General features: G+C 64.8%; 23 protein-coding genes and 1 pseudogene. 14 read left to right on the top strand and 10 right to left on the bottom strand.

Annotation, left to right across the window (positions count from 1 at the left end):
• Positions 1-66: 66 nt before the first annotated feature.
• A complete protein-coding gene (locus F3H26_RS16880) occupies positions 67-2,070 on the top strand; it encodes a hydantoinase/oxoprolinase family protein (protein ID WP_149777159.1) in 2,004 nt (667 codons plus the stop codon).
• 3 nt (positions 2,071-2,073) lie between these two features.
• On the opposite strand, the gene msrA is transcribed toward F3H26_RS16880, so the two are convergent.
• Positions 2,074-2,586 carry a peptide-methionine (S)-S-oxide reductase MsrA gene (gene msrA / locus F3H26_RS16875; protein ID WP_149777158.1) on the bottom strand — a complete coding sequence of 171 codons (513 nt, stop codon included), beginning with the start codon at positions 2,584-2,586 and terminating at the stop codon, positions 2,074-2,076.
• Positions 2,583-3,032, bottom strand: coding sequence for a peptide-methionine (R)-S-oxide reductase MsrB (msrB, locus tag F3H26_RS16870; protein ID WP_149777157.1), 450 nt, complete (start codon positions 3,030-3,032; stop codon positions 2,583-2,585). Before msrB ends, msrA begins: the two co-directional genes overlap by 4 nt.
• 145 nt (positions 3,033-3,177) lie before the next feature.
• On the opposite strand from msrB, the gene F3H26_RS16865 reads away from it, so the two are divergent.
• Positions 3,178-3,699 carry a glutathione peroxidase gene (locus F3H26_RS16865; protein ID WP_149777156.1) on the top strand — a complete coding sequence of 174 codons (522 nt, stop codon included), beginning with the start codon at positions 3,178-3,180 and terminating at the stop codon, positions 3,697-3,699.
• On the opposite strand, the gene F3H26_RS16860 is transcribed toward F3H26_RS16865, so the two are convergent.
• From F3H26_RS16860 to ade, 4 genes are all read right to left on the bottom strand, one after another.
• On the bottom strand, positions 3,675-4,562 hold the full coding sequence (locus F3H26_RS16860; RefSeq protein ID WP_149777155.1) for a DMT family transporter: 888 nt from the start codon (positions 4,560-4,562) through the stop codon (positions 3,675-3,677). The genes F3H26_RS16865 and F3H26_RS16860 overlap by 25 nt on opposite strands.
• 133 nt (positions 4,563-4,695) lie before the next feature.
• A complete protein-coding gene (locus F3H26_RS16855; RefSeq protein WP_005979685.1) occupies positions 4,696-4,983 on the bottom strand; it encodes an HU family DNA-binding protein in 288 nt (95 codons plus the stop codon).
• A 130-nt stretch (positions 4,984-5,113) separates the two neighbouring features.
• A complete protein-coding gene (locus F3H26_RS16850; RefSeq protein ID WP_149777154.1) occupies positions 5,114-6,577 on the bottom strand; it encodes an AMP nucleosidase in 1,464 nt (487 codons plus the stop codon).
• Complete coding sequence (gene ade / locus F3H26_RS16845; protein ID WP_149777153.1) at positions 6,574-8,376, bottom strand: adenine deaminase; 1,803 nt, start codon at positions 8,374-8,376, stop codon at positions 6,574-6,576. Before ade ends, F3H26_RS16850 begins: the two co-directional genes overlap by 4 nt.
• Positions 8,377-8,503: 127 nt before the next feature.
• Between ade and F3H26_RS16840 the strand changes: the two genes are divergently transcribed.
• The gene (locus F3H26_RS16840) at positions 8,504-8,929 is read left to right on the top strand and encodes a VOC family protein (protein ID WP_149777152.1); all 426 of its coding nucleotides are present in this window, start codon (positions 8,504-8,506) and stop codon (positions 8,927-8,929) included.
• A gap of 3 nt (positions 8,930-8,932) precedes the next feature.
• On the opposite strand, the pseudogene F3H26_RS16835 reads toward F3H26_RS16840, so the two are convergent.
• Positions 8,933-9,811 (bottom strand): annotated as a pseudogene (locus F3H26_RS16835) (LysR substrate-binding domain-containing protein).
• Positions 9,812-9,934: 123 nt separating this feature from the next.
• Here F3H26_RS16835 and F3H26_RS16830 point away from each other — a divergent pair.
• The 6 genes from F3H26_RS16830 (at position 9,935) to queF (ending at position 14,124) form a co-directional block, all read left to right on the top strand.
• Positions 9,935-10,690: a class II aldolase and adducin N-terminal domain-containing protein gene (locus F3H26_RS16830; RefSeq protein WP_149777151.1), complete on the top strand. Its 756-nt coding sequence runs from the start codon at positions 9,935-9,937 to the stop codon at positions 10,688-10,690.
• 29 nt (positions 10,691-10,719) lie between these two features.
• A complete protein-coding gene (locus tag F3H26_RS16825) occupies positions 10,720-11,709 on the top strand; it encodes a sterol desaturase family protein (RefSeq protein WP_149777150.1) in 990 nt (329 codons plus the stop codon).
• A gap of 172 nt (positions 11,710-11,881) precedes the next feature.
• A complete protein-coding gene (gene queC, locus F3H26_RS16820; RefSeq protein WP_149777149.1) occupies positions 11,882-12,574 on the top strand; it encodes a 7-cyano-7-deazaguanine synthase QueC in 693 nt (230 codons plus the stop codon).
• Positions 12,574-12,930 carry a 6-carboxytetrahydropterin synthase QueD gene (gene queD, locus F3H26_RS16815; RefSeq protein ID WP_149777148.1) on the top strand — a complete coding sequence of 119 codons (357 nt, stop codon included), beginning with the start codon at positions 12,574-12,576 and terminating at the stop codon, positions 12,928-12,930. Before queC ends, queD begins: the two co-directional genes overlap by 1 nt.
• Positions 12,927-13,646 (top strand): 7-carboxy-7-deazaguanine synthase QueE, encoded by a 720-nt coding sequence (gene queE, locus F3H26_RS16810; RefSeq protein ID WP_223162547.1) that lies wholly within the window; start codon positions 12,927-12,929, stop codon positions 13,644-13,646. Before queD ends, queE begins: the two co-directional genes overlap by 4 nt.
• A 10-nt stretch (positions 13,647-13,656) precedes the next feature.
• Positions 13,657-14,124 (top strand): preQ(1) synthase, encoded by a 468-nt coding sequence (gene queF / locus F3H26_RS16805; RefSeq protein WP_149777146.1) that lies wholly within the window; start codon positions 13,657-13,659, stop codon positions 14,122-14,124.
• A gap of 5 nt (positions 14,125-14,129) precedes the next feature.
• On the opposite strand, the gene F3H26_RS16800 is transcribed toward queF, so the two are convergent.
• Positions 14,130-15,074: a GlxA family transcriptional regulator gene (locus F3H26_RS16800; RefSeq protein ID WP_149777145.1), complete on the bottom strand. Its 945-nt coding sequence runs from the start codon at positions 15,072-15,074 to the stop codon at positions 14,130-14,132.
• A gap of 78 nt (positions 15,075-15,152) precedes the next feature.
• Here F3H26_RS16800 and F3H26_RS16795 point away from each other — a divergent pair, with 78 nt between their 5' ends.
• Genes F3H26_RS16795 through F3H26_RS16785 form a run of 3 tightly spaced genes read left to right on the top strand, consistent with a single transcriptional unit; the run spans position 15,153 to position 19,155 of the window.
• Positions 15,153-16,313, top strand: coding sequence for an acyl-CoA dehydrogenase family protein (locus tag F3H26_RS16795; RefSeq protein ID WP_149777144.1), 1,161 nt, complete (start codon positions 15,153-15,155; stop codon positions 16,311-16,313).
• A complete protein-coding gene (locus tag F3H26_RS16790; protein WP_223162546.1) occupies positions 16,310-18,379 on the top strand; it encodes an acetate--CoA ligase family protein in 2,070 nt (689 codons plus the stop codon). Before F3H26_RS16795 ends, F3H26_RS16790 begins: the two co-directional genes overlap by 4 nt.
• On the top strand, positions 18,376-19,155 hold the full coding sequence (locus tag F3H26_RS16785; RefSeq protein WP_149777143.1) for a carnitinyl-CoA dehydratase: 780 nt from the start codon (positions 18,376-18,378) through the stop codon (positions 19,153-19,155). The genes F3H26_RS16790 and F3H26_RS16785 overlap by 4 nt, the downstream gene beginning before the upstream one ends.
• A gap of 6 nt (positions 19,156-19,161) precedes the next feature.
• Here the strand turns inward: F3H26_RS16785 and F3H26_RS16780 are convergent, their stop codons facing one another.
• On the bottom strand, positions 19,162-19,797 hold the full coding sequence (locus F3H26_RS16780; protein WP_149777142.1) for a class I SAM-dependent DNA methyltransferase: 636 nt from the start codon (positions 19,795-19,797) through the stop codon (positions 19,162-19,164).
• 87 nt (positions 19,798-19,884) lie between these two features.
• Between F3H26_RS16780 and F3H26_RS16775 the strand changes: the two genes are divergently transcribed.
• Positions 19,885-20,745 carry an SDR family oxidoreductase gene (locus F3H26_RS16775; RefSeq protein WP_149777141.1) on the top strand — a complete coding sequence of 287 codons (861 nt, stop codon included), beginning with the start codon at positions 19,885-19,887 and terminating at the stop codon, positions 20,743-20,745.
• On the opposite strand, the gene F3H26_RS16770 is transcribed toward F3H26_RS16775, so the two are convergent.
• Positions 20,746-22,365: a GMC family oxidoreductase gene (locus F3H26_RS16770; protein WP_149777140.1), complete on the bottom strand. Its 1,620-nt coding sequence runs from the start codon at positions 22,363-22,365 to the stop codon at positions 20,746-20,748.
• A 304-nt stretch (positions 22,366-22,669) separates the two neighbouring features.
• Here F3H26_RS16770 and katG point away from each other — a divergent pair, with 304 nt between their 5' ends.
• Positions 22,670-24,877: a catalase/peroxidase HPI gene (gene katG, locus F3H26_RS16765; RefSeq protein WP_149777139.1), complete on the top strand. Its 2,208-nt coding sequence runs from the start codon at positions 22,670-22,672 to the stop codon at positions 24,875-24,877.
• Positions 24,878-25,354 lie beyond the last annotated feature (477 nt).

Below are 25,354 nucleotides of genomic sequence, written 5' to 3'. Positions count from 1 at the left end.
GCAAACAGGCTGGACGCGTCGGTTCAAACCGCTACACCCGTGACTGCGAACAGGATGGAGACCCCGATGGCGTTGGCTTTGGGCGTGGATACCGGTGGAACCTATACCGATGCGGTGCTGATCCGGGACGAGGAAGAGGTGATCGCCTCGGCCAAGTCCCTGACCACGCGCGAAGATCTGGCGATCGGCGTCGGGTGGGCGATCCGGGCGGTGCTCGACCAGGCGCAGGTCGCACCCGACCAGATCTCGATGGCGTCGCTGTCGACGACGCTGGCCACGAATGCGCTGGTCGAAGGGCAGGGCGGGCGCGTTGCGTTGATCTATGTCGGGTTTCGGGACGGCGATCTGGACAGGCATGGGCTGCGCGATGCGCTGAAAGGTGACCCGGCGCTGGTGATCGCGGGCGGGCACAGCCATGCCGGGGCTGAGGCCGCGCCGTTGGATACAGGGGCGTTGCGCGAATTTCTGGACCGGCAGTCCGGGATTTCCGGGTTCGCGGTCGCGGCCCAGTTCGCCACGCGCAACCCCGCGCACGAGCTTGAGGTCGCGCGGATCATCACCGAGAAGACCAGCGCGCCGGTGACCTGCTCGCATCAGTTGTCGGCCAAGCTGAACGGGCCGAAACGTGCGGTGACGGCGGTGCTGAATGCACGTCTGATCGGGATGATCGACCGTCTGATCGGCCGGGCGCAGGATGTTCTGCACGATCTGGGCATTGACGCTCCGATGATGGTGGTGCGTGGGGACGGAGCCCTGATGAGCGCCGAGCAGGCGCGGGAGCGGCCGATCGAAACCATTCTCAGCGGTCCGGCGGCCTCGATCGTGGGGGCGCGCTGGCTGACCGGAGTTCAGGATGCGCTGGTGTCGGATATCGGAGGGACGACGACCGATGTGGCGCTGATCCGCGACGGAAAACCGGCGATCGACCCGGCGGGCGCCCGGGTCGGCGGGTTCCGCACCATGGTCGAGGCGGTGGCGATGCGCACCCATGGTCTGGGCGGTGACAGCCAGGTGCATGTGGTGACCGAAGGCCTGCGCGGCGGCGTTTTCTTGGGTCCGCGCCGGGTGCTGCCGGTGTCGCTGATCGCGGCGCAGGCGCCCGAAGTGGTCCATGCCGCGCTGGACGAGCAGTTGCGCGCGACAACGGTGGGCGAGCACGACACCCGTTTCGCCCGCCGCGTGCCCGGCATCCACGCCGAGGGTCTGGGACCGCGCGAGGCGGGGCTGTTGGAGCGGTTGGGAGGCAAGGTTCTGCCGCTGAGCGCCCTGTTGCGCACGCGGATGGAAAACGGTGCTCTGACCCGCCTGGTGGATCGCGGGATCGTTCAGGTCTCGGGGGTGACGCCGTCGGATGCCAGCCACGTTCTGGGGCGCCTGTCCGATTGGGATGCCGATGCCGCGCGCAAGGCGCTGGAGTTGATTGCGCGTCGGCGTGTGGGGTCGGGCGACCGGCTCGCGGGCTCGGCCGATGAATTGGCCGGGATGATCGTGGATCAGCTAACCGAACAGACCGTTTTGACCTTGTTAGAGACTGCTTTTGCGGAAGAGGCCGAGGCGTTCGGCCTGCCGCCCGAGGATCTGGCGCGCCATGTGCTGACCCGGCGGGGCTTGCGCGGGCATCGCGGTCTGCTGGCGTTGGATACGACGCTGAACGTGGATGTGGTCGGGCTGGGGGCCTCGGCGCCAAGCTATTACCCGGCGGTCGGTGAGCGTCTGCGCTGCACGATGGTGCTGCCCGACCATGCCGGGGTGGCCAACGCGATCGGGGCCGTCGTGGGGCGGTTGACCATGCGGCGGGCGGGCACGGTGACCGCTCCGTCCGAAGGCCGGTACCGCGTGCATCTGAACGACGGGCCGCAGGATTTCCCCGAACCCGAACCCGCGCTGGCCCTGCTGGAGGCCGAACTGCGGCGCGAGACCGAAAGCGCCGTGCGCGCGGCCGGGGCCGAGGATATCCGCGTGATCGTCAACCGCGACATCCGCACCGCCCGGATCGAAGGCAAGGATGTCTTCGTCGAGGCGACGCTGACCGTCGAAGCCAGCGGCCGCCCGCGGGTGGCCGTCGGCTGAGCTTTATTCGGCAGCGCTGCTGCGTTTGGGCAGAACCCAGTCCGGGCGCGGGAAGTGGCAGGTATAGCCGTTGGGAATACGCTGAAGATAGTCTTGATGCTCGGGCTCGGCCTCCCAGAAATCGCCGACGGGTTCGACTTCGGTCACGACCTTGCCGGGCCACAGCCCGCTGGCATCCACATCGGCGATCGTGTCCAGCGCGATCTGTTTCTGCGTCTCGTCGCAGTAATAGATGGCCGAGCGATAGCTCATCCCGATGTCATTGCCCTGGCGGTTCACGGTGGTCGGGTCGTGGATCTGGAAGAAGAACTCGAGCAGATCGCGATATGTGATCTGCGCAGGGTCGAACCAGATCTCGATCCCTTCGGCATGGGTGCCGTGGTTGCGATAGGTCGCGTTGGGCACGTCACCGCCGGTATATCCGACGCGGGTGCGCAGAACGCCGGGCAGCTTGCGGATCAGGTCCTGCATGCCCCAGAAGCAGCCTCCGGCCAGAACGGCGCGGTGTTCGGTCATTTCGGGTCCTCCACTTGATCGAGGTATTCGCCATAGCCCTCGGCCTCCATGTCGTCGCGATGGATGAACCGCAGCGCGGCCGAGTTGATGCAATAGCGTAGCCCACCCTGATCCAGCGGACCATCGGGAAACACATGGCCCAGGTGGCTGTCGCCGTGTTTCGAGCGGACCTCGGTCCGGATCATCCCCAGCGAGCGGTCCTCAAGCTCGGTGACGTGGTCATGCACGATGGGTTTGGTGAAACTGGGCCAGCCGCAGCCCGATTCGTATTTGTGGGTCGAGGCGAACAGTGGTTCGCCCGATACGATATCCACGTAGATGCCGGGTTCGGTGTTGTGCAGGTATTTGCCGGTGCCGGGGCGTTCGGTCCCGTTGCGCTGGGTGACGTGGAATTCCTCGGGCGAGAGGGCGGCGACAACCGACGGATCTTTGGTATATTTGGGCATGGGTCCTCCGGCGTTGTGGTCTTTGGTCAGATAATTGGGGCGCGCCGCGACAAAAGCAAAGCCCTGTTTCACCCGGATCGCGCGATCGTGCGGGTGATCTGCTGCCCTGCTTCGCACGTATCAATATCAAAGAGGAGGTCATGCCATGTTCAGAATGCTTCTGTTGTCTGCCCTTTTGCTGATCGGCCGGACGGTGCAGGCCGCGCCCGTCTCCGGAGAGTTCCCTTCGATCGATGGCGGCACGCTGTCGCTGTCGGACTGGCGCGGCCAGCCGGTTCTGGTGGTCAACACGGCCTCGCAATGCGGGTTTACCGGGCAATATGCCGGGCTGCAAAAGCTGCAGGACACCTATGGACCCAAGGGTTTGGTGGTTCTGGCGGTTCCGTCGGATTCCTTCAATCAGGAATTGGATACCGCCAGCGAGGTCAAGGAGTTCTGCGAGCTGAACTATGACCTGACCCTGCCCATGACCGACATCACCCCCGTCACCGGTCCGCAGGCGCACCCGTTCTACAAGGCGGTCGCCGCCGAGACCGGGTTTGTGCCGGGCTGGAATTTCAACAAGATCCTGCTGAGCCCCGATGGCGAGGTCGTGGCGACCTTTGGTTCGACGACCCGGCCGGATTCCCGCATGCTGCGCCGTCAGGTCGAGGCGCTGCTGCGCTGAACCGGCTGGCGTGACAACTGCACGGCCAGAATGCCCAGCGTGGTCACCGCAACGCCGACGGCGTCCATTGCGCCCAACCGTTCACCCAGCAGAATCGCGGCGATCGTGACCCCGAACACCGGGTTGAGGAAATGGAAGGTGGCCGCGCGGATCGGTCCGATCCGGTTGAGCAGCAGGAACCAGATCAGCGTGGCCAACAGGCCGGGGAACAGGGTCGTGTAGGTGAAGGCCAGCGCCAGCGGCCAGGTTGGACGGACATAGATCGTCTCGAACATCGGGGCGGCGACGAACAGAACCGCCGAGCCGACAAACATCTGCAGACCGACGACCATCATGAAATTTCCGCCCGAGGTCGCCCCGCGCACGGCCAGCGTGGCGAAGGTCAGCGCCAGCGCGCCCAACCCGCAGAGGGCGACGCCGAACAGGTCGATCCCGGCGCTGATCCGGCTGCTCATGATCAGGGCCACGCCAGCGAACCCGGCCAGCAAGCCCAAGATACCCAGCGGGCGCAACCGTTCCCCGAACAGCAGCCAACCGGCCAGCGCAACCAGCAGAGGCATGGTCGAGGCGATGATCGCCGCGACCGAGGCCTCGACCGTTTGCATGGCATAGAAATTCAGACCCAAATACAAGGCATTCTGGCAGAGTCCGAACAGGATGGTCGCATGCCATTGCGACCGCGTCAGGCGCCAGCTCTGGCCCATGGCTGCGGCGATGGCGACACCCAGGAGGCCGGAAATCAGAAAGCGGACGGCCAGCGAAAACAGCGGCGAGGCATCCGCGACGATGATCCGCGCCGAGGTAAAGGCCGACGACCAGATGAAGGCAAAGGCCAGCCCCATGGCGATGGCGCGCAGATCCATGACAAGCCCCGTGTGAATGCTGTGGCGACTGTTTCCGATTTTCTCTGTGGCTGCAACCGGCGGTTGGCGGCGTGCGGCATAGAAAAAGGGCCGCGAAACCGCGGCCCCCGTTTCGTGCCATGCTGGCCCGGGATCAGCTGTTGACGCTGTCCTTCAGGGCCTTGGCGATGGTCATTTTCACGACCTTGTCAGCCTCTTTGGTGAAGGTCTCACCAGTGGCCGGGTTGCGCACCTGACGCTCGGGGCGCTCGCGGCAGTAGATCTTGCCGACGCCCGGCAGGGTCACGGCGCCACCGGCCGAAACTTCGCGGGTGATCAGGTTGGTGATCGCTTCCAGCGCCGCGTTCGCGGATTTCTTGTCGGTTCCCATTTCCTCAGCGAGAGCAGCAACCAGCTGAGTCTTCGTCATAGGCTTTGCCATTTCTTGGTCTCCTTAACGTGCCCGATCTATTGGGCCTCACCGCGTAACTGTAACGGGATATTGTGGGCGAACACAACGAATAGTAGCGCCGAACCCCCAAAAAATATGGGGATTTCGTTGCTTTTTTGCGTCAGAGAAAGGCCGTTTCGTCGAACGAGCGCAATTTCCGGCTGTGCAGACGTTCCAGCGGCATGCCCCGCAGGTGTTCCATCGCCCGGATCCCGATCGCCAGATGGCGGCTGACCTGGGTCGTATAGAACTCGGACGCCATGCCAGGCAACTTCAATTCGCCATGCAGGGGCTTGTCGGATACGCACAGCAAGGTGCCATAAGGCACGCGGAACCGATAGCCGTTGGCGGCGATCGTGGCGCTTTCCATATCCAGCGCGATGGCGCGCGACTGGCTGAGGCGCTGCACCGGGCCGGACTGGTCGCGCAGTTCCCAGTTGCGGTTGTCGACCGAGGCCACCGTGCCGGTGCGCATGATCCGCTTCAGCTCATAGCCTTCCAGTTCGGTCACCTCGGCCACGGCGCGTTCCAGCGCGACCTGAACTTCGGCCAGCGGCGGGATCGGCACCCAGACGGGCAGATCGTCGTCCAGCACCTTGTCTTCGCGCAGATAGGCATGGGCCAGCACGAAATCCCCCAGGGCCTGCGTGTTGCGCAGCCCCGCACAGTGCCCGACCATCAGCCAGGCATGCGGGCGCAGCACCGCGATGTGGTCGGTGGCGGTTTTCGCGTTGGATGGCCCGACGCCGATATTGACCAGCGTGATCCCCGACCCGTCGGCGCGTTTCAGGTGATAGGTCGGCATCTGCGGCAGTTTCAGCGGCTGTTCCAGCGGCGCGTCGGGGTCGGTGATCTCGACATTCCCGGTCGAGACGAAACTGGTATAGCCGCTGTCCGGGTCGGCCAGTTGCGCGCGGGCGTAGTTCTCGAATTCCGAGACGTAGAACTGATAGTTGGTGAACAGAACGTGGTTCTGGAAATGGTCCGGGTCGGTGGCGGTGTAGTGGGCCAGCCGGGCGAGAGAATAGTCGATGCGCTGGGCGGTGAACAAGGCCAGCGGGCCGACGCCATCCTGCGGTGCGTGCACACCGTTGACGATGTCGTCATTGGTGGTGGTCAGATCGGGCACGTCGAACACGTCGCGCAGGGTGAACCCGGCCGCTCCCTGATGCGGCACCACCAGATCGGGGTTGCCGGCCACGGCGAAATGCACCGGCATCGGTGTGGTCGAAGGGCCGATGGTCACCGGCTGGTTGTGGTTCTTGATCAGCAGCGCGATCTGCTGCGTGAGGTAGGACCGGAACAGATCCGGCCGGGTCACCGTGGTGGCATGAACCCCCGGCTCGGACACGTGACCAAAGCTCAGGCGGCTGTCCACATGCGCGTATGAGGTCGTGCGGATGCGGATTTCCGGGTAATAGGCCCGGTACCGGGCCTTTGGCGCGCCGCTTTCCATCGCCTTGGCGAAGCTGTCGCACAGAAAGGCTGTGGCTTCGCTATACAGCTCTTCCAGCCGGGCGACGGCCGCGGCGGCATCGGTGAAAATCTCGGGGTCCCGTGGTTCGGGCGTTATCGTTTTTGTCATGCGAGAGGTTCCAGAAGGTCAATTTTTTCGAATGTCCGCACATCCACCAACCCCAGATCGGATATCCGCAGCTCGGGGATGACGACAAGGGCCAACAGCGAATGCTGCATGTAAGCGTTGTTCAGCTGACAGCCGCAGGCCTGCATCGCCTCGACCATCTTCTGCGCCTTGGCCGCGACGTCCGCAGCCGGGCTGTCGGACATCAGGCCGGCGATGGGCAGTTCGACCAGCGCCAGCTCTTCGCCATCACGGAAGACGGTGATGCCGCCGCCTACCTCGGCCAGACGATTGGCGGCCAGCGCCATCTGATCGCGGTCGGTGCCGACCACGATCATGTGGTGGCTGTCATGCGCCACGGTCGAGGCCATGGCCATCCGGCCCTGATAGCCAAAGCCCGACACGAAGGCGTTGGTGACGCCGCCCGTGGCCCGGTGCCGCTCGACCAGCGCGATCTGGCAGACATCGCCTTCGCCCTCGACCAGCCCGCCGATGATCGGCAGTTCGGCCTTCAGCGCCTGGGTGGGGGCCTGGTTCTCGACCACGCCGATTACGTTGGCGCGCACGCGGTTGGCGCCTTCGGGTGCGGGGATCTCGAAATCGGCGGCGGTCAGGGCATGGCCCAGATGCACCGTGTTGCGCGCCCGGTCGGGCCAGTCGTAGTGCGGGCAATCCACCGTGATCGCGCCGTTTACGGCCACCACCTGCCCGCGCGCGATGACCATCTCGATCGGCAGTTCGGTCAGGTCCGAGCTAAGGATCACGTCCGCCCGGCGGCCCGGCGTGATCGAGCCGATCTCGCGTTCCAGCCCGAAATGGGTGGCGGTGTTGATCGTGGCCATCTGCAACGCGATCAAAGGGTCGCAGCCACAGGCGATGGCATGGCGCACGACGCGGTTCATGTGGCCCTCGTTCACCAGCGTGCCGGAATGGCAGTCATCGGTGCACAGGATGAAGTTGCGCGGGTCCAGCCCCTTTTCGGTGACGGCGGTGATCTGGCTTTCCACGTCATACCAGGCCGAGCCCAGCCGCATCATCGACCGCATCCCCTGCCGCACGCGGGCAATGGCGTCGGCCTCGCAGGTGCCTTCGTGGTCATCCGCCGGGCCGCCGGCGACATAGGCGGCAAAATCAGGCCCTAAATGACGGGATGCATAGTGCCCACCGACGGTCTTGCCTGCGCGCTGGGTGGCGGCGATTTCGGCCAGCATCTTGGGGTCGGCGTGGATCACGCCGGGAAAGTTCATCATCTCGCCCAGCCCGATGATGCCGGGCCAGGTCATCGCCTCGGCCACGTCCTCGGGCGTGATCTCGTAGCCCGTGGTTTCCAGCCCGGGCGCCGAGGGCGCGCAGGACGGCATCTGGGTGAAGATGTTGACCGGCTGCATCAGCGCCTCGTCATGCATCATCCGCACGCCGTCCAGCCCCAGCACGTTGGCGATCTCATGCGGGTCGGTTAACATCGACGTGGTGCCATGCGGGATCACCGCGCGGGCGAACTCGGCCGGGGTCAGCATGCCGGATTCGATGTGCATATGCGCGTCGCACAGGCCGGGGATCATGTAGCGGCCATCGGCTTCGATGATCTGGGTGTCGGGGCCGATGCAATGGCTGGCGTCGGGGCCGACATAGGCGATGCGACCTTCGGCGATGGCGATGGAGTGATCGGGCAGCGCCTCGCGGCTGTGGACATTGATCCAGATCCCGCCGCGAATGACCAAGTCGGCGGCTTCGCGGCCGGCGGCAACGGCGATCAGGCGGGGGGCGACGTCGGGCCAGGATGGGAAGGGTGCGTATTCCATGGCACAACTTTCCCGAATGCATCGGAAGGTGCAACCCCTGCCGTGCCACCTTCATGAAACCGTCATCCGACCGATTGCAGGGCAGCAAAGGCTTGATCCGCGTCGCGATGCGGGGTCTGGTGGGGGCATGGATTACGAAACCGTGGATGCCGACAGTTTCGGCCGCAGCCTGCGCGGGATCGGGCTGAACCTGCTGGTGCGCGACGTCCCGGCGGAATGCGCCTTTTTAGAGACTGTTTTTGGATTGAAATCCTATCAGGTGACGGCGGATTTTGCCATCGTCACCTATGGCGATCAGGTGTTTCAGCTGCATTCGGATGGCACCTATCATTCCAACCCGCTGCTGGGGCTGGTTCCCGAAACGCCCCCGCGCGGTGGCGGGATCGAGATTCGTCGGTATGACACCGACCCGGACGATGCGGCGGAGCTCGCCAAATCCGCTGGGGCGGTCGTCCTGCAGGAGCCGACCGACAAGCCCCACGGTCTGCGCGAGACCTATATCCTGTGCGAGAACGGCTATGCCTGGGTCGCCAGCCGCCCCAAGGACGGCTGAAGGTCAGGCGCGGTGTTGCTCGGCGGCGATTTCCGCCCGGATCCAATCGGCAAAGGCCACGGCACCTGGCGTCTCCTCGGCTTGAGGTGACAGCAGCAGGTAATAGGCCTCGGGCATCGGTGCGCGATGCTCGAAGGGGGCGGTCAGGCGGCCTTCGTCCAGAAGGCGTCTGGCGATCGTGTCATGGGCCAGACACAGCCCGCCCCCGGCCATCGCGACGGACAGGCCGACCATATAGGTCGTGGCATAGGTGATCGGCGGATTGTCCCAAGTTAGACCCTAATCTTCGGCCCAGCTGGCCCAGTTCGACAGCAGGTTTGAGCAATCATACAGCGGTTGCTGCTGCAGGGTTTCCAGCGTCACCGGATAGTCGGGGGCACAGACGGGGTAGTAGTGATCACTGCGCAAAAGCTCGGTGCGGACCGTGTCGGCCGGGCGCAGGGAGTAGCGGATCTCGACCGCCGCGCCCTCGGCCATCTCGCGCGGCTCCCACAACTCGGTGAAGATGTTCAGGTGAACATCGGGGTGCAGCGCGCGGAAACTGGGCAGGCGCGGCGCCAGCCAGTTCACCGAAAATGTGATGTTGCACTGCACCTGAACGGTGTTTTCCTGCTGCCCGGTCACGGCCTGGGTGCCGCGCACCAGCGTCCGGAACGCCTCGCGCACCACCGGCAGATAGGTGATTCCGGCCTCGGTCAGTTCCAGTGCGCGGGGGCGGCGGTGAAACAGAGGTTGGCCCAGATAGCCCTCGAGCGATTTGATCTGCTGGCTGACGGCGCTTTGCGTCATGTTCAGATCGCGCGCCGCGCCGGTGAAGGACAGGTGGCGGGCGGCGGCCTCGAAGGTGCGCAGCCAGCCGAGAGGGGGGAGCGGGTTTCTCATGGCATAACTCTGCCATAAGTTTGACTAATGCAAAACCGCCGAATTTTTCGTTGGTCAAAAAGGTGAGGCGAATGCAGGTTTTCGAAAATCAGGAAACCAGCCGCGCCAACAGGGAGAAGCGGGATGAGCGTCACCAGTCTGAAACCGAATATCGACCACTGGCAGGAGCGCGTGGACATGGCCGCCGCCTTCCGTTGGACCGAGCGGTTGAACATGCATGAAGGGGTGGCCAACCATTTCAGCCTTGCCGTGAACGAGGATGGCACGCAGTTCCTGATGAATCCGAACCAGATGCATTTCGCGCGCATCCGTGCTTCGGACCTGCTGCTGCTGGATGCGAACGATCCCGACACGATGCGCAAGCCCGGCGCGCCGGACCCGACCGCATGGGGGCTGCATGGCTCGATCCACCGCAGATGCCCGCACGCGCGCTGCGTGATGCATGTGCATTCGATCTTTGCCACCGTCCTGGCCTCCTTGGCCGACAGCACCCTGCCGCCGATCGACCAGAACACCGCGACCTTCTACAACCGCTATGTCATCGACGAGGAATTCGGCGGTCTGGCCTTTGAAAGCGAGGGTGAACGCTGTGCCACGATGCTCTCGGACCCGAAAAAGAAGGTCATGATCATGGGCAACCACGGTGTGCTGGTGATCGGCAGCGACGCAGCAGATGCCTTCAACAGGCTCTATTATTTTGAGCGCGCCGCCGAGACCTATATCCGCGCCCTTCAGACGGGCCGGCCGTTGCGGGTGCTGTCGGACGAGATCGCCGAAAAAACCGCGCAAGAGCTGGATGACTATCCGGGGCAGGCCGAGGCGCATCTGCGCGAGATCAAGGCCGTTCTGGATGCCGAAGGCTCGGACTACGCAACCTGACCCCCCGTTTCTTGCCCGGAGGTGACGCCATGACCGATATTTCGCAAGATCCCGAAGCCGCCCGCTGGCACTACCGGCCGTCCGAACCCGTCGCGCTGAACCCGCTGTTCAGCTGGCCCCCGCGCCCGGCCGCCGTTCTGAAATGGTATGCCGGAGCGTGGCTGCCGATCACGGCGCTGACCCTGTGCATGGGGCTGGCCGTGATCGCCTATGTCCTGTACCTGCCCCCGCTTGAGGCGATGCAGAGCTTTGCGCCGGGGTGGATGATCCGCGTCTGGCTGCTGAACCTGGTGCCGCAGACCCTCGTGGCGGGCGGGCTGCACTGGTGGCTGTATATGCGCAAAGGCCAAGGCACGTACAAGAAGTTCGACCGCCGCGACCTGACGCGCAGGAACGGCATCTTCACCTTCAACAACCAGGTCTGGGACAACATCTGGTGGACGCTGGGCAGTGCCATGACGGTGGCGACCGTCTATCAGTGGGGCATCTACTGGGCGATGGCCAACGGTTGGGTTCCGACCGTCACATGGGCCAGCGCGCCGGTCTGGTGCGTGGTCTGGATGATGCTCATCCCGATGTGGTCGGGGCTGCATTTCTATTGGGTGCACCGGCTGGAACACCACCCGAAACTGTTCAAGCATGTGCATGCCGTGCATCACCGCAACGTCAATGTGGGGCCTTGGTCGGGCATCTCGAACCACTGGTACGAGAACCTGCTGTATTTCACGACCTATTTCATCCATCTGGTCGTGCCCTCGCACCCTCTGCACCTGCTGTTCCACGCCTATTTCCAGCAGGTCAGCCCGATCCTGTCGCATTCGGGGTTCGAGAAGCTGAAGGCCGGCGGCACCGAAGCGGCGCGGGCGGGCGATTTCTTTCACCAGCTGCACCACCGCTATTTCGAGTGCAACTATGGCACGTCCGAGATTCCGTTCGACAAATGGTTCGGCACCTATCACGACGGCACGGCCGCGGCGACGGAACGCACCCGCGCCTACAAGAAAAAGCGGTTCGGCTGAAAGACGCCTGCCGCCTCCCAAGCTGTGATACCGTTTGGACAAGCCGCCGATGGGCGGCTTTCCATTTTGTCGGGTCTTTACCTCTCCCCCCAAGTTTTGATAGACACCGCTGGTCCGGATGAACCGGGCGCCGGTCGCAGCCTACCCGGCTTACAAAACAAGGATCTGAAAAGTGAAGACAATCGTCATCTGCTCGGGCGGACTGGATTCGGTTTCGCTGGCGCACAAGGTTGCCGCCGAAAACGACCTGATCGGCCTGATCTCTTTCGACTACGGTCAGCGTCACCGCAAGGAGGTCGAGTTTGCCGCCCGCTGCGCGGAGCGGCTGGGCGTGCCCCATGACCTGATCGACATGAGCCATATCGGCAAGCATCTGTCGGGCTCGGCCCTGACCGATGATGTGGACGTGCCCGACGGGCATTACGCCGAAGAGAACATGAAGGTCACCGTGGTCCCGAACCGCAACGCCATCATGCTGGCCATCGCCTTTGGCGTCGCCGCCGCCAAACAGGCGGACGCCGTGGCAACGGCCGTGCATGGCGGGGATCACTTCATCTATCCCGATTGCCGCCCGGAATTCACCGAGGCCTTCGAGGCGATGCAGGCCAAGGCGTTGGACGGATATGCCAATGTCAGGCTCTACACGCCCTTCGTTCACATCCCGAAATCGGCCATCGTGACCGAGGGCGCAAAGCACGGCACGCCGTTTGCCGACACCTGGTCCTGCTACAAGGGCGGCGAGACCCATTGCGGCCGTTGCGGCACCTGTGTCGAGCGGCGCGAGGCGTTCCACATCGCCGGCGTCGAAGACCCGACCGTCTATGCCGACCCCGAGTTCTGGAAAGCCGCGGTGGAGGCACACTGATGTTCCGTATCACCAAGGAATTCCACTTCTCGGCCTCGCACCAACTGTGCCACCTGCCCGACGACCACCCCTGCGCCCGTCTGCACGGGCACAACTACATCGTCGAGGTGGAACTGGCCGCCGAAGAGCTGGATGCAAACGGGTTCGTGGTGGACTATCGCGACCTCAAGCCGCTCAAGACCTATATCGACGAGGAGCTGGATCACCGGCACCTGAATGACGTGTTCTGGCATGACATGGTGACCTCGGAACGGCTGGCGAAAGAGATCTACGACTTCTGCAAGGCGCGCTGGGCGCAGACCAGCGCCGTGCGGGTCAGCGAAACGCCCAAGACCTGGGCGGAGTATCGGCCGTGAAACCGCTGCGCATCGCCGAGATCTTCGGGCCCACGATCCAGGGCGAAGGCGCCGTGATCGGGGTGGCGACCGTCTTCGTGCGGGCGGGCGGCTGCGACTATCGCTGCAGTTGGTGCGACAGCCTGCATGCGGTGGACAGCGCCTATCGCCACGAATGGACGCCGATGACCCCCGAACAGATCTGGGCGCAGGTCGAAGCCCTGTCCGGCGGCACGCCCCTGACGGTGTCGCTGTCGGGCGGCAACCCGGCGATTCAGGATTTCGGCCCGCTGATCGCGCTGGGCAGGTCCAAGGGCTATGACTTCGTGATGGAAACCCAGGGTTCGGTGGCGCAGGATTGGTTCCGCGATCTGTCCACCCTGATCCTCAGCCCGAAACCGCCCTCGTCCGGCGAAACCGTCGACTGGGCGCGGTTCGAGGACTGCATCGCCCGGGCCGAGGGCACGCCCACCGTCATGAAGATCGTGGTCTTCGACGAGGACGACTACCACTGGGCCCGCGCGACGGCCGCGCGGTTTCCGGCGCTGCCGCTCTATCTGCAACCGGGCAACCACACCCCGCCGCCACCCGACTCCGAGGATGCCGAGATCGACATGGACGGGATCATGTCCCGCTATGAATGGCTGATCGACAAGACCCTCGGCGACTGCTGGTTCACCCCCACAATTCTGCCGCAGCTGCATGTCCTGATCTGGGGCAACAAGCGCGGCGTATGAGGTTCTGACAATGGCAAACCAAGACATCTATGCAAACCTGACCCAACTGGGCAGCAAGACCGACCTGCCGAACTCGCCCGAAGAAGCGGTGCTGGAGCGGGTGCCGAATCCGCAGGCCGGCACCGATTATGCCGTGCGCTTCACCGCGCCCGAGTTCACCTCGCTCTGCCCGCTGACGGCGCAGCCGGATTTCGCGCATATCGTGATCGACTATGTGCCGGGCGACTGGCTGGTGGAAAGCAAGTCGCTCAAGCTGTTTCTGGGCGCGTTCCGCAACCACGGCGCGTTCCACGAAGACTGCAGCGTCACGATCGGCAAGCGGCTGGAAGAAGTGCTGGAACCGAAATGGCTGCGCGTCGGCGCCTACTGGTATCCGCGTGGCGGCATTCCGATCGACGTGTTCTATCAGACCGGGCCGGAGCTGCCGGGCGTTTGGATCCCCGATCAGGGCGTTCCCACCTATCGCGGGCGCGGCTGACCGCGCTACGAGGCCGCCCGGATCGCGCGGGGCGAGGTGCCGAACTCGGCCCGGAAGGCGCGGGTCATGGCGCTGGGGTCGTCATAGCCCGCGCGCAGGGCGATCTCGCCGATGGGCAGATCGGTCTCGGATACCAGCTTGCGGGCCAGGTTCAGGCGCAGGCGGCGATAGACCTGTGCGGGGCCGGCCCCCAGATCGGCCCGCATCCGCGATTCCAGCGCCTTTTGCGAGCGGCCGACGCGTCGCGCGATCTCGGGGATAGGCAGGGGCGTTTCTAGATGTTCCTGCATCAGCGCCAGCGCCTTGTTGACGAAGGCGCTGGCCGACCCGGCCCCGCCCATATGCGAGCGCGCCGAATCGCGGGTCATGAACAGCTGCGCCACCTCCAGCGCCAGTGCCTGACCGTGATCCCGTCCGATCAGGTGCATCACCAGGTCAAACGCCGCCATCGCGCCTGAACAGGTGATGCGGTCTCCGTCGATGACGTATCGTTCGCGGCAGGTCTCGACCTCGGGGAAGCGTTCCGAGAACCCCGTCAACTCCTCCCAGTGGATGGTTGCGCGATGCCCGTCCAGCAGCCCGGCCTCGGCCAGCAGCCAGCTGCCCGTGTCCATGCCGGCCATGATGCGGAACCGTTGCGCGGCGGCGCGCAGGCTGGCTTGCGTGCGCCAGCCGCCGTGATCGCGAAAGCCATAGGATGGCATGACCGCCAGAAGGTCGCCGGACACGTTGCCGAGCCTGTCATGCGGCGACACCTGAAGCCCCGAGGATGAGGTCACCGGCCCCGCGTTCAGCGACAGGAACTGCCACTTGTAGAGCGTGCGCCCCGACAGCGTGTTGGCCGCGCGCAGCGGCTCGACCGTGTTGGCCAGGCAGTGGTTCGAAAACCCGTCGAACAGCAACACGCCAAAATGCTGCATTGCAGAGGTTGATTTAGTCCATTTATGCATAATGAACGTCTAATGCTGCATGAAACGGGGCGCAAGACCGGTCACGCTGTTCGCAACATCTGCACATGGAGAACCGCCATGCAATTCGGTCTGTCCGAAGAACAGGAAATGATCGTCTCGACCGTCCGCAGCTTTGTGGAGAACGAGATCTATCCCCACGAAGAGCTGGTCGAGCGCACCGGCGAGGTGCCGCAGGAGATCGCCGACGAGATCAAGCGCAAGACGATCGAGCTGGGCTTCTATGCCTGCAACTTTCCCGAAAGCGTGGGCTGTGCCGGGCTGAACCATCTGGAATTCGCGCTGGTCGAGCGCGAGTTGGGGCGCGGGTCGATGGCACTGAACCATTTCTTCAGCCGGCCGCAGAACATCCTGATGGCCTGTCAGGGCGATCAGGTCGAACGCTATCTGATGCCCGCCGTGCGCGGCGAGAAGATGGACGCATTGGCGATGACCGAACCGGGCGCGGGTTCGGATGTGCGGGGCATGAAATGTTCGGCCGTGCGTGACGGCGGCGATTGGGTGGTGAACGGCACCAAGCATTTCATCTCGGGCGCGGAACATGCCGATTTCATCATCGTCTTCATTGCCACGGGCGAGGATCAGACGCCGAAAGGCCCCAAGAAGCGCATCACCGCCTTTCTGGTCGATCGCGGCACGCCGGGCTTCACCATCCGCGACGGCTACAAGTCGGTCAGCCATCGCGGCTACAAGAACATGGTGCTGGAATTCGATGACTGCCGCCTGCCCGACGCGCAGGTGCTGGGTGAGGTCGATGGCGGGTTCGAGGTGATGAACACCTGGCTGTATGCCACTCGCATCACCGTGGCGGCCATGTGCGTGGGCCGGGCGCGGCGGGCCTTCGACTATGCGCTGGACTATGCCGCCACGCGCGAACAGTTCGGCCAGAAGATCGGCAAGTTCCAGGGCGTCAGCTTTCAGATCGCCGACATGATCACCGAGATCGACGCCGCCGACCTGCTGACGCTGGCCGCCGCCGACCGGCTGGACAAGGGCCTGCCCGCCAACCGCGAGATCGCCTCGGCCAAGCTCTTTGCCTCGGAAATGCTGGCGCGGGTAACCGATGCGGCGATCCAGGTGCATGGTGGCATGGGCTTGATGGACGACTATCCGCTGGAACGGTTCTGGCGCGATGCGCGGGTCGAGCGGATCTGGGACGGCACCAGCGAGATCCAGCGCCACATCATCAGCCGCGATCTGCTGCGCGCGTTGGGGGCATGAACGTGGCGCCGGGCCTGAGCGGCGCGGCGGATGCGCTCGCGCCGGGGAAACTGTCCGCGCTGAGGCGGATGCTGGGGTTCCGCTCGCTGGCGGTGATCGGCGGGGGCGCATGGTGCGCTCAGGTCATCCGGCAGGTGCAGAAACTGGGGTTCACCGGCCCGGTCTGGCCGGTGCACCCCAAGGCCGACGAGATGGCGGGCGAGCGCGTGTTCGCCACGATCGAAGACCTGCCCGAGGCGCCCGACGCGGCCTTTGTCGGCATCAACCGCCGCGCCACCATCGAGGCGGTCGAGGTTCTGGCCCGCATTGGCGCGGGCGGCGCGGTCTGTTTCGCCTCGGGCTTTACCGAGGCGCGGGCCGAGGACGCCGATGGGGCCGGTTTGCAGGCGCAACTGGTCGCCGCGGCGGGGGAGATGCCGATCCTCGGCCCCAACTGCTATGGCTTCGTCAACGGGTTGGACGGGGTGGCGATCTGGCCCGACCAGCATGGGATGCGCCCGGTGGAGGGGGGCGTTGCGATCCTGACGCAAAGTTCGAACATTGCCATCAACATGACCATGCAGCGCCGGGCGCTGCCCTTGGCTTTCATGCTGACCTGCGGGAATCAGGCCCAGACCCATCAGGCCGAAATCGCCATGGCGCTGCTGGAGGATGACCGGATCACAGCCATCGGCCTGCATATCGAGGGCTTTGGCGACCTGCGCAAATGGGAGGCGCTGGCCGCCCGCGCCCGCGCGCGCGGTGTGCCGATCGTGGCGCTCAAGGTGGGCCGGTCGGAACATGCCCAAGCCGCAACCATTTCGCATACGGCCTCTCTGGCGGGGGGTGATGCCGGGGCGCAGGCGTTTCTGGATCGGCTGGGGATCGCGCGGCTGGGCGATGTGCCGAGTTTCCTGGAAACGCTGAAGCTGTTTCACGTTGCGGGCCGGCTCGACGGCAACGGCCTGAGCATGATCAGCTGTTCGGGGGGCGAGGCCAGCCTGGGCGCCGACATGGCGGTCGGGCGGGATCTGCATTTTCCACCGCTGACGCAGGACCAGCGGACGGAACTGCGCGGGGCCCTGGGGTCGATGGTGGCGCTGGCGAACCCGCTGGATTACCACACCTATGTCTGGCGTGACACGCAGGCGATGACCCGGGCGTGGAAAGGCATGACGGGGCCAGATGTGGCTCTGACACTGTCGGTTGTGGACTATCCGCATACGGATGCCACCGACTGGGCCTGCGCAACACAGGCGGCGCTGAATTGCGCAAGCGAAACCGGCAGGCCCTTTGCCGTGGTGGCGACCCTGCCCGAACTGATGCCCGAGGACGTGGCGCAAAAGCTGCTGGACGGTGGTGTGGTTCCCTTTGCCGGCCTGCACGAGGCGCTTGCCGCAGCCGAGGCCGCCGCCCGCCCGCTGCCCGAGCCGGCCGCGCCGGTCCAGTTGCCCGGCAAGCGGGAGGCGGACGCGACCCTGACCGAGGCCGAGGCGAAACAGGCGCTTGCCGAACACGGCCTGACGGTGCCGCGCAGCGTGGTCGTTCCGGCCGATCAGGTTGAAGAGGCGACACGCCACCTGACCGGCCCCTTCGCGGTCAAGGGTGTTGGCCTTGCCCACAAGTCCGAACATGGCGCGGTTCTGTTGGGCGTGGCGGCGAGCGAAATCGCCGATGCCGCCCTCCGAATCGGAACCGCCGACGTTCTGGTCGAGGAAATGGCGGGCGGAGGTGTCGCGGAACTGCTGATCGGCGTCACGCGGGACCCGGCGCATGGGTTCGTGCTGACCCTCGGTGCCGGAGGCGTCCTGACCGAAATCCTGCGCGATACCGTGTCGCTGCTGGTGCCCTCGGATCGTGACGCGACCCGGGCGGCGCTGGGCAAGCTGGCCTGTGCCCCCCTGCTGGCGGGCTATCGCGGCAAGCCCGCCGCCGATCTGGATGCAATTCTGGATGCCATCGACGCGGTGCAGTCCTATGTGATTGCCAATGCCGACACCGCCAGCGAAGTTGAAATCAACCCCTTGATCTGTACCGCCAGCGGCGCGGTGGCGGTCGATGCCCTGATCAGAAAGGCAAGCTCATGAACCCAGTGAAGACCAGGCGCGACGGCGCCATTCTGGAAGTCACCCTGGACCGACCCAAGGCGAACGCGATCGACCTGGCCACCAGCCGCGTCATGGGCGAGGTGTTCCGCGATTTCCGCGATGATCCCGACCTGCGCGTGGCGATCCTGACAGGGGGCGGCGAAAAATTCTTTTGCCCCGGCTGGGACCTGAAGGCCGCCGCCGAGGGCGATGCGGTGGATGGAGACTACGGAGTCGGCGGGTTCGGCGGCCTGCAGGAGCTGCGCGACATGAACAAGCCGGTGATCGCCGCCGTGAACGGGATTGCTTGCGGCGGCGGCCTGGAACTGGCCCTGAGCGCCGACATGATCGTTGCCGCCGATCACGCCACCTTTGCCCTGCCGGAAATCCGTTCGGGCACGGTGGCGGACGCGGCCAGCGTCAAGCTGCCCAAGCGCATTCCCTACCACATCGCGATGGAACTGCTGCTGACCGGCCGCTGGGTCGACGCCGAAGAGGCGCATCGCTGGGGCTTGGTGAACGAGATCGTCCCGGCCGACCAGCTGATGGACCGCGCGTGGGAACTGGCCCGCCTGCTGGCCAGCGGCCCGCCGCTGGTCTATGCCGCGATCAAGGAGATCGTGCGCGAGGCCGAGGATTCCAAGTTCCAGGACATCATGAACCGCATCACCAAGCGGCAGCTGCGCACGGTCGATATGCTCTATGGTTCCGAGGACAACCTGGAAGGCGCCCGTGCCTTTGCCGAGAAACGAGACCCGGTCTGGAAGGGCAGGTAAGGCGGATCAGGTTTTCTCGAACAGGGCGATCAGCGCGGTGTCGTCCTTGTTGGGGCCGGCGGCCAGATCGCCGTAGATGCGAACCGGGGTCAGGGTCAGATGTTCGATCCGGCCCTCGGCCTGCAGATTGTCGAAGGCGGTTGCGAATCCCAGCGCCTCGAAGTGTTTGGCGTTGATCGACAGGGCGAATTGCGCCCCGGGCCGGGCCACCCGCAGCAGGGCGGGCAGAACCTCGGGGCCCAGATGGCCGTGGGTGAAGGTGCCCGACGACACGATCCCCGAATAGCTGTCGCGCGGAACCGGGATGCCCTCGTTCAGGTCGGCTTCGATCGCGTCGCGGTAGATGTCCTTGCGCATGGCCTCGTCCAGCATCTCGGCGCTGATGTCGGTGGCGTCGATCGGCCCCACGCCCAGATCGGCCAGAACCGCGCCGCACAGGCCGGTTCCCGCGCCCACATCCAGCACCGGACCCTGTCCCCCGGCGCCGACAAAGGCGCGGGCGGTGTGGATGTGCAGCTGGTAATCCTCGCGCGCGGCGAATCCGCGATCGTAATCTCCGGCCCATTCGGCATAGAGCCGTTTGTTGTCTGCCGGAGTTTTCAGCGCATAGGCTGCGTGCAGGCTGGGTTTGTCATCACTCATGACACCATGAAGGCGCAGGCGGGGATTCGAATCAAGTGCGGCCATCCGGCGCTTGCATCCCGCCTGCGGCGCGCTCATCAAGGGGCCATGACTGGAACGCTTTTTTCATTCGGGCACGGCTATACCGCCCGCGCCCTGTCGCGCCGGCTGGCCCCCAGGGGTTGGCGCATCGTCGGAACCACCCGCGATGCCGCCGAGACGGACGCCATCCGCGCCGCCGGGGCCGAACCGCTGGTGTGGCCGGGCGAGGCCCCCGATCTGGACGGGGTCACGCATCTGCTGATTTCTACCGCGCCCACGGCCAAGGGTGATCCGGTTCTGGCCGCCCTGCGCGACGAGATTGCCGCCCGCGCCGGGCAGTTCGACTGGGTCGGGTACCTGTCGACGACCGCCGTCTATGGCGACCACCAGGGGGGCTGGGTCGATGAAACCACGCCGGCGACCCCGACGGCCGAGCGCGGGCGCTGGCGGTTGCAGGCCGAGCAGGACTGGGCCGCGATCCCCGGCCTGCCGCTGCACATCTTTCGCCTTGCGGGCATCTACGGGCCGGGGCGGGGGCCGTTTTCCAAGCTGAAAAAAGGCGGGCTGCGGCGGATCATCAAGCCGGGGCAGGTGTTTTCGCGCATTCATGTCGAAGACATCGCGCAGGTGCTCGAGGCGTCGATGAGCCGTCCCGATCCGGGCGCGATCTACAATGTCTGCGATGACGAACCGGTGCCGCCGCAGGACGTGATCGGCTATGCCGCGCAACTTCAGGGCCTACCGCTGCCGCCTGCGGTGGATTTCGACACGGCCGACCTGACCCCGATGGCCCGCAGTTTCTACAACGAGAACAAGCGCGTTCGGAACGACCGGATCAAGACCGATCTGGGCGTGGCGTTGAAATATCCCAACTATCGCGTGGGCCTTGAGGCGCTGCACGCGGATCAGGCGTTGAAGGGGAGTTGATCAGGCCACATCCGCCAGGATCATGTCGGCAGCCTTTTCCGCGATCATGATCGTGGGCGCGTTGGTGTTGCCCGAGACCAGCGTCGGCATGACCGAGGCATCGACCACCCGCAGCCCCTGCAACCCACGCACGCGCAGCTGCGGATCGACCACCGCCATGTCGTCCACCCCCATCTTGCAGGTGCCCACGGGATGATAGATCGTATCGGCCCGCGCGCGGATGTGGCGCTCCCAGTCCGCGTCGGTCCGGGCGGTATCTGTGCCGAACATTTCCTTGTGGCGGTATTTGGCGAGGGCCGGAGCTTCGAGGATTTCGCGCGTCATCCGCGCGCCCTTGATCATCGTGTCCAGATCGCGCGGGTCGGACAGAAAGGCCGGGTCGATCGCCGGGGCGGCAAAGGGGTCGGCGCTGTGCAGCGAAACGGTGCCGCGGCTTTCGGGGCGCAGTTTGCAGATATGGCAGCTGAACCCATAGCCCAGATGCAGCTTGCGCGCGTGGTCGTCCACCAGCGCGATGGTGAAATGCAGCTGGACGTCGGGGCGGTCCAGATCGGGAGAGGTCTTCAGAAAGGCCGCGCCTTCCGCAAAGGGGGTGGCCGCCATCGACACCCCGGTCTTGCGCCAGCGCAGCAGATGCTTGATCAGCCCCACCGTACCGGCGGCGCCGATGCCGAAATTGTCGGTGTCCTTTGTCTTGTAGGCCAGGATGAAATCCAGATGGTCCTGCAGGTTCTTGCCCACGCCCGGCAGCGCGTGGCGGACGGCGATTCCATGCGGGGTCAGGTCCTCGGGGTCGCCGATGCCCGACATCTGCAGCAGTTGCGGCGATTTCAGCGCGCCCGAGCAGACCAGAACCTCGCGCGCGGCGGTGACGGTGAGATCGGCGCCTTTGCCGCCCCGGCGGTAGATCACGCCCGTGGCGCGGTGGCCGTCAAAGGTGATCTCGCGCGCCTGAGCCCCGGTGATGACCGTCAGGTTGGGCCGGTCCATGACTGGAAACAGATAGGCCGCGGCGGCCGAGCACCGCTCGCCGTTTTTGGCGGGGTCGTGGAACTGGGTGACCTGGTACAGCCCCGCGCCTTCGTTGTCGCCGCGATTGAAATCGTCGGTCACCTTGTGCTGCAACTGGGCGGCGGCCTCGACGAAGGCGCGCGTGATCGGGCGTTCCTCTTTCTGGTCGGACACCTGAAGCGGGCCGTCGGCGCCATGCAGGTCATCCGCGCCGCGCTCGTTGTTCTCGGACCGTTTGAAATAGGGCAGAACGCTGTCCCAGTCCCAGCCCTCGCAGCCCAGATCGGCCCAGCCGTCATAATCCTGCCGCTGCCCGCGCACATAGAGCATTGCGTTGATCGCGCTGGATCCGCCCAAGGCCCGGCCGCGCGGCTGATAGCCCTTGCGCCCGTTCAACCCCGGTTGCGGCACCGTTTCAAAGGCCCAGTTGTTGATCTTGGGTCGCCCCGGCAGCATGGCGACCACCCCGGCGGGCATCCGCACCAGAATGCCATTTCCGCCCCCGCCCGCCTCGAGCAGGCAGACCCGCGCGCCAGGATTGGCGCTCAGACGGTTGGCCAGCACACAGCCCGCGGACCCTCCGCCGACGATGACATAGTCGAATTGCATGGCGATCCTCCCCTGAGGCCCGCGCGGTGTCGCGCGTCACGGCCCGCAGTTTGAAGCACCGGCCGCAAAAGGCAATCTGGGCCTTGGGGAACGCCGCGTCATGTGGATGGGGATCGGTTTGAAAGAACCCGGCAGAGCCATAATGAATATCTATCAAATCAATCCGAAAACAAAATTTTTTCTCATGGCTGGGATTTGCTATGCCTCGGGGTATTCCAGCGGACTGCGGTACGCCCCTTTTTGACGTGCCTTTCGCACGGTTGCCTCGCAAACAGACTGACACCAGCCAGGATCGGAGATTGAGATGGACGGAAGCGACACCCCCAACACGGGCAAATGCCCCATCATGCACGGCGCCGGAACCCGGTCGAACCGGGATTGGTGGCCCAACCAGCTGAACCTGGCGATCCTGCACCAGCACCAGCCGGCCGGCAATCCGCTGGGGGCCGATTTCAACTATGCCGAGGCGTTCAAGAAGCTCGACTATGACGCGTTGAAACAGGACCTGTATGATCTGATGACGGATTCGCAGGACTGGTGGCCCGCGGATTACGGCCATTATGGCGGTCTGTTCATCCGCATGGCCTGGCACAGCGCCGGCACCTACCGGACGGCTGACGGGCGGGGCGGCGCCTCGACCGGGAACCAGCGGTTCGCGCCGCTCAACAGCTGGCCGGACAACGGCAACCTGGACAAGGCGCGCCGTCTGCTGTGGCCGATCAAGCAGAAATACGGAAACCGGATCTCGTGGGCCGACCTGATGATTCTGGCCGGCAACTGCGCCATAGAATCGATGGGCGGCAAGACCTTCGGCTTTGCCGGCGGCCGCGAGGATATCTGGGCCCCCGAAGAAGACATCTATTGGGGCCCCGAGGCCGAATGGCTGGCCACCAGCGACACCGACGGCAGCCGCTATGTCGGCGACCGCGAGCTGGAGAACCCGCTGGCCGCCGTGCAGATGGGCCTGATCTACGTGAACCCCGAAGGGCCGGATGGGGAACCTGACGTGCTGGCTTCGGGTCGCGACATCCGCGAGACATTCGCCCGGATGGCGATGAATGACGAGGAAACCGTGGCGCTGGTGGCCGGGGGGCACACGTTCGGCAAGGCACACGGTGCGGGCGATCCGGCCCTGGTCGGCCCCGAACCCGAGGCCGCCCCGATCGAAGAGATGGGGTTGGGTTGGAAAAACGCCTTTGGCACCGGCAAGGGCGATGACACCACCACCAGCGGGATCGAAGGTTCGTGGACGGCGAATCCGATCAAATGGGACAATGGTTATTTCGACCTTCTGTTCGGCTATGACTGGAACCTGACCAAAAGCCCCGCAGGCGCCTGGATCTGGGAACCGGTCGGCGTCAAGGAAGAAGACATGGCCCCGGCCGCGCACGATCCGTCGAAAAAGGTCAAGACCATGATGACCACAGCCGACATGGCGATGCGCATGGATCCGATCTATGGCCCGATCTCGAAGCGGTTCCACGAGAGTCCCGAAGAATTCGCCGATGCCTTTGCGCGCGCGTGGTTCAAGCTGACCCACCGCGACATGGGCCCCAAGGTCCGGTATATCGGCCCCGAAGCGCCGGACGAGGATCTGATCTGGCAGGACAACGTGCCGCCGGTGGATCACGACCTGATCGACGCGGCGGATATCGCCGATCTCAAGGCCCGGATTCTGAACAGCGGCTTGTCGATCCCGCAACTGGTCTCGACCGCCTGGGCGTCGGCCTCGACCTTCCGCGGTTCTGACAAGCGCGGAGGCGCCAACGGTGCGCGCATCCGGCTGGCCCCGCAAAAGGACTGGGCCGTGAACGAGCCGGAAAAGCTGTCCCAGGTGCTGTCGGCCCTCGAAGGCATCCAGGCGGAATTCAACGCGGCGCAAAGCGGCAACAAGAAGGTGTCGCTGGCCGATCTGATCGTGCTGGGCGGGGCCGCCGCCGTCGAACAGGCCGCCGCAGCGGCCGGGCACACGGTCGAGGTCCCCTTCGCTCCGGGCCGCACGGATGCAACGCAGGCGCAGACGGATGTCGAATCCTTCTCGGTGCTCGAACCGATGGTCGACGGGTTCCGCAACTATCAGCGCCAGGAATACAGCGTCTCGCCCGAGGATCTGCTGGTGGACAAGGCCCAGCTGCTGACCCTGTCGGCGCCCGAGATGACCGTTCTGGTCGCCGGCCTGAGGGTACTGGGTGCAAACCACGGCGGATCGCCGCATGGCGTGTTCACCGACCGGGTCGGATCGCTGAGCACCGATTTCTTCACCAACCTGCTGGACATGGGAATCGAGTGGAAACCTTCGGAGGACCAGCCGGGCGTGTATGAAGGCCGCGACCGGGCCACGGGCGACGTGAAATGGACCGGCACGCGCGTCGATCTGGTGTTCGGCTCGAATTCACAGCTGAGGGCGATTTCCGAGGTTTACGGGCAGGCGGATTCAGACGGCAAGTTCGTTTCCGACTTCGTGGCCGCCTGGACCAAGGTGATGAATGCCGACCGGTTCGACCTGATCTGAGCCGCAGGGCCGCTGACCCACAGAGGCCGCCGCGATCGCGATCGGGGCGGCCTTTTGTATTGCCGCCACTGCTCCGACCCATGTCCCGACACCGGATTCCCGCCGCGATTCCGCGCTGCGGCATCATTTGCGAAAGTTTCTAGCGGAAAAACGGGCGTACGGCTGGATGAAAGCCGCATGAAGAACCCGTTAATTGTTTGTAATTTATCGGGAAAATCGACATCTAAGAAAAAAATGCAAGTTTTTTGAAAATGGGTCTTGCAGGTCCCGGGCCTAATCCGTAAACACCCCTTCACCGGCGCTGCTGAGGCGGTGGTGACGGGTCGGAGAGGCGGCCTGACGGACTGGAAAGACGGTTGAGACGCTCAGGAGAGACTGGGGCATCTTGAGGATTTGTTGGGCGGATGCGCAGAGTGATTTGCGTGTTGGTCTGATTTTTTCTCTGGGTTGTATGGTTCTTTGACATTGCTGGATAAC

The organism is Ruegeria intermedia, from assembly GCF_900129345.1.
In the GTDB taxonomy this organism is placed as follows: Bacteria; Pseudomonadota; Alphaproteobacteria; order Rhodobacterales; family Rhodobacteraceae; genus Ruegeria; species Ruegeria intermedia.
Note: the sequence above shows the minus strand (reverse complement) of the source record. Positions and strands in the feature narration are given on the sequence as shown.

Coding starts and splice junctions, on each gene's coding strand:
- F3H26_RS16880 (WP_149777159.1), top strand. CDS start 67: ATGGCGTTGGCTTTGGGCGTGGATACCGGTGGAACCTATACCGATGCG.
- F3H26_RS16775 (WP_149777141.1), top strand. CDS start 19,885: ATGACTGGAACGCTTTTTTCATTCGGGCACGGCTATACCGCCCGCGCC.
- F3H26_RS16850 (WP_149777154.1), bottom strand. CDS start 6,577: ATGACAAAAACGATAACGCCCGAACCACGGGACCCCGAGATTTTCACC.
- F3H26_RS16785 (WP_149777143.1), top strand. CDS start 18,376: ATGAACCCAGTGAAGACCAGGCGCGACGGCGCCATTCTGGAAGTCACC.
- msrA (WP_149777158.1), bottom strand. CDS start 2,586: ATGACCGAACACCGCGCCGTTCTGGCCGGAGGCTGCTTCTGGGGCATG.
- ade (WP_149777153.1), bottom strand. CDS start 8,376: ATGGAATACGCACCCTTCCCATCCTGGCCCGACGTCGCCCCCCGCCTG.
- F3H26_RS16790 (WP_223162546.1), top strand. CDS start 16,310: ATGAACGTGGCGCCGGGCCTGAGCGGCGCGGCGGATGCGCTCGCGCCG.
- F3H26_RS16780 (WP_149777142.1), bottom strand. CDS start 19,797: ATGAGTGATGACAAACCCAGCCTGCACGCAGCCTATGCGCTGAAAACT.
- msrB (WP_149777157.1), bottom strand. CDS start 3,032: ATGCCCAAATATACCAAAGATCCGTCGGTTGTCGCCGCCCTCTCGCCC.
- F3H26_RS16860 (WP_149777155.1), bottom strand. CDS start 4,562: ATGGATCTGCGCGCCATCGCCATGGGGCTGGCCTTTGCCTTCATCTGG.
- queD (WP_149777148.1), top strand. CDS start 12,574: ATGTTCCGTATCACCAAGGAATTCCACTTCTCGGCCTCGCACCAACTG.
- F3H26_RS16840 (WP_149777152.1), top strand. CDS start 8,504: ATGGATTACGAAACCGTGGATGCCGACAGTTTCGGCCGCAGCCTGCGC.
- F3H26_RS16865 (WP_149777156.1), top strand. CDS start 3,178: ATGTTCAGAATGCTTCTGTTGTCTGCCCTTTTGCTGATCGGCCGGACG.
- F3H26_RS16855 (WP_005979685.1), bottom strand. CDS start 4,983: ATGGCAAAGCCTATGACGAAGACTCAGCTGGTTGCTGCTCTCGCTGAG.
- F3H26_RS16770 (WP_149777140.1), bottom strand. CDS start 22,365: ATGCAATTCGACTATGTCATCGTCGGCGGAGGGTCCGCGGGCTGTGTG.
- queF (WP_149777146.1), top strand. CDS start 13,657: ATGGCAAACCAAGACATCTATGCAAACCTGACCCAACTGGGCAGCAAG.
- F3H26_RS16830 (WP_149777151.1), top strand. CDS start 9,935: ATGAGCGTCACCAGTCTGAAACCGAATATCGACCACTGGCAGGAGCGC.
- katG (WP_149777139.1), top strand. CDS start 22,670: ATGGACGGAAGCGACACCCCCAACACGGGCAAATGCCCCATCATGCAC.
- F3H26_RS16825 (WP_149777150.1), top strand. CDS start 10,720: ATGACCGATATTTCGCAAGATCCCGAAGCCGCCCGCTGGCACTACCGG.
- F3H26_RS16800 (WP_149777145.1), bottom strand. CDS start 15,074: ATGCATAAATGGACTAAATCAACCTCTGCAATGCAGCATTTTGGCGTG.
- F3H26_RS16795 (WP_149777144.1), top strand. CDS start 15,153: ATGCAATTCGGTCTGTCCGAAGAACAGGAAATGATCGTCTCGACCGTC.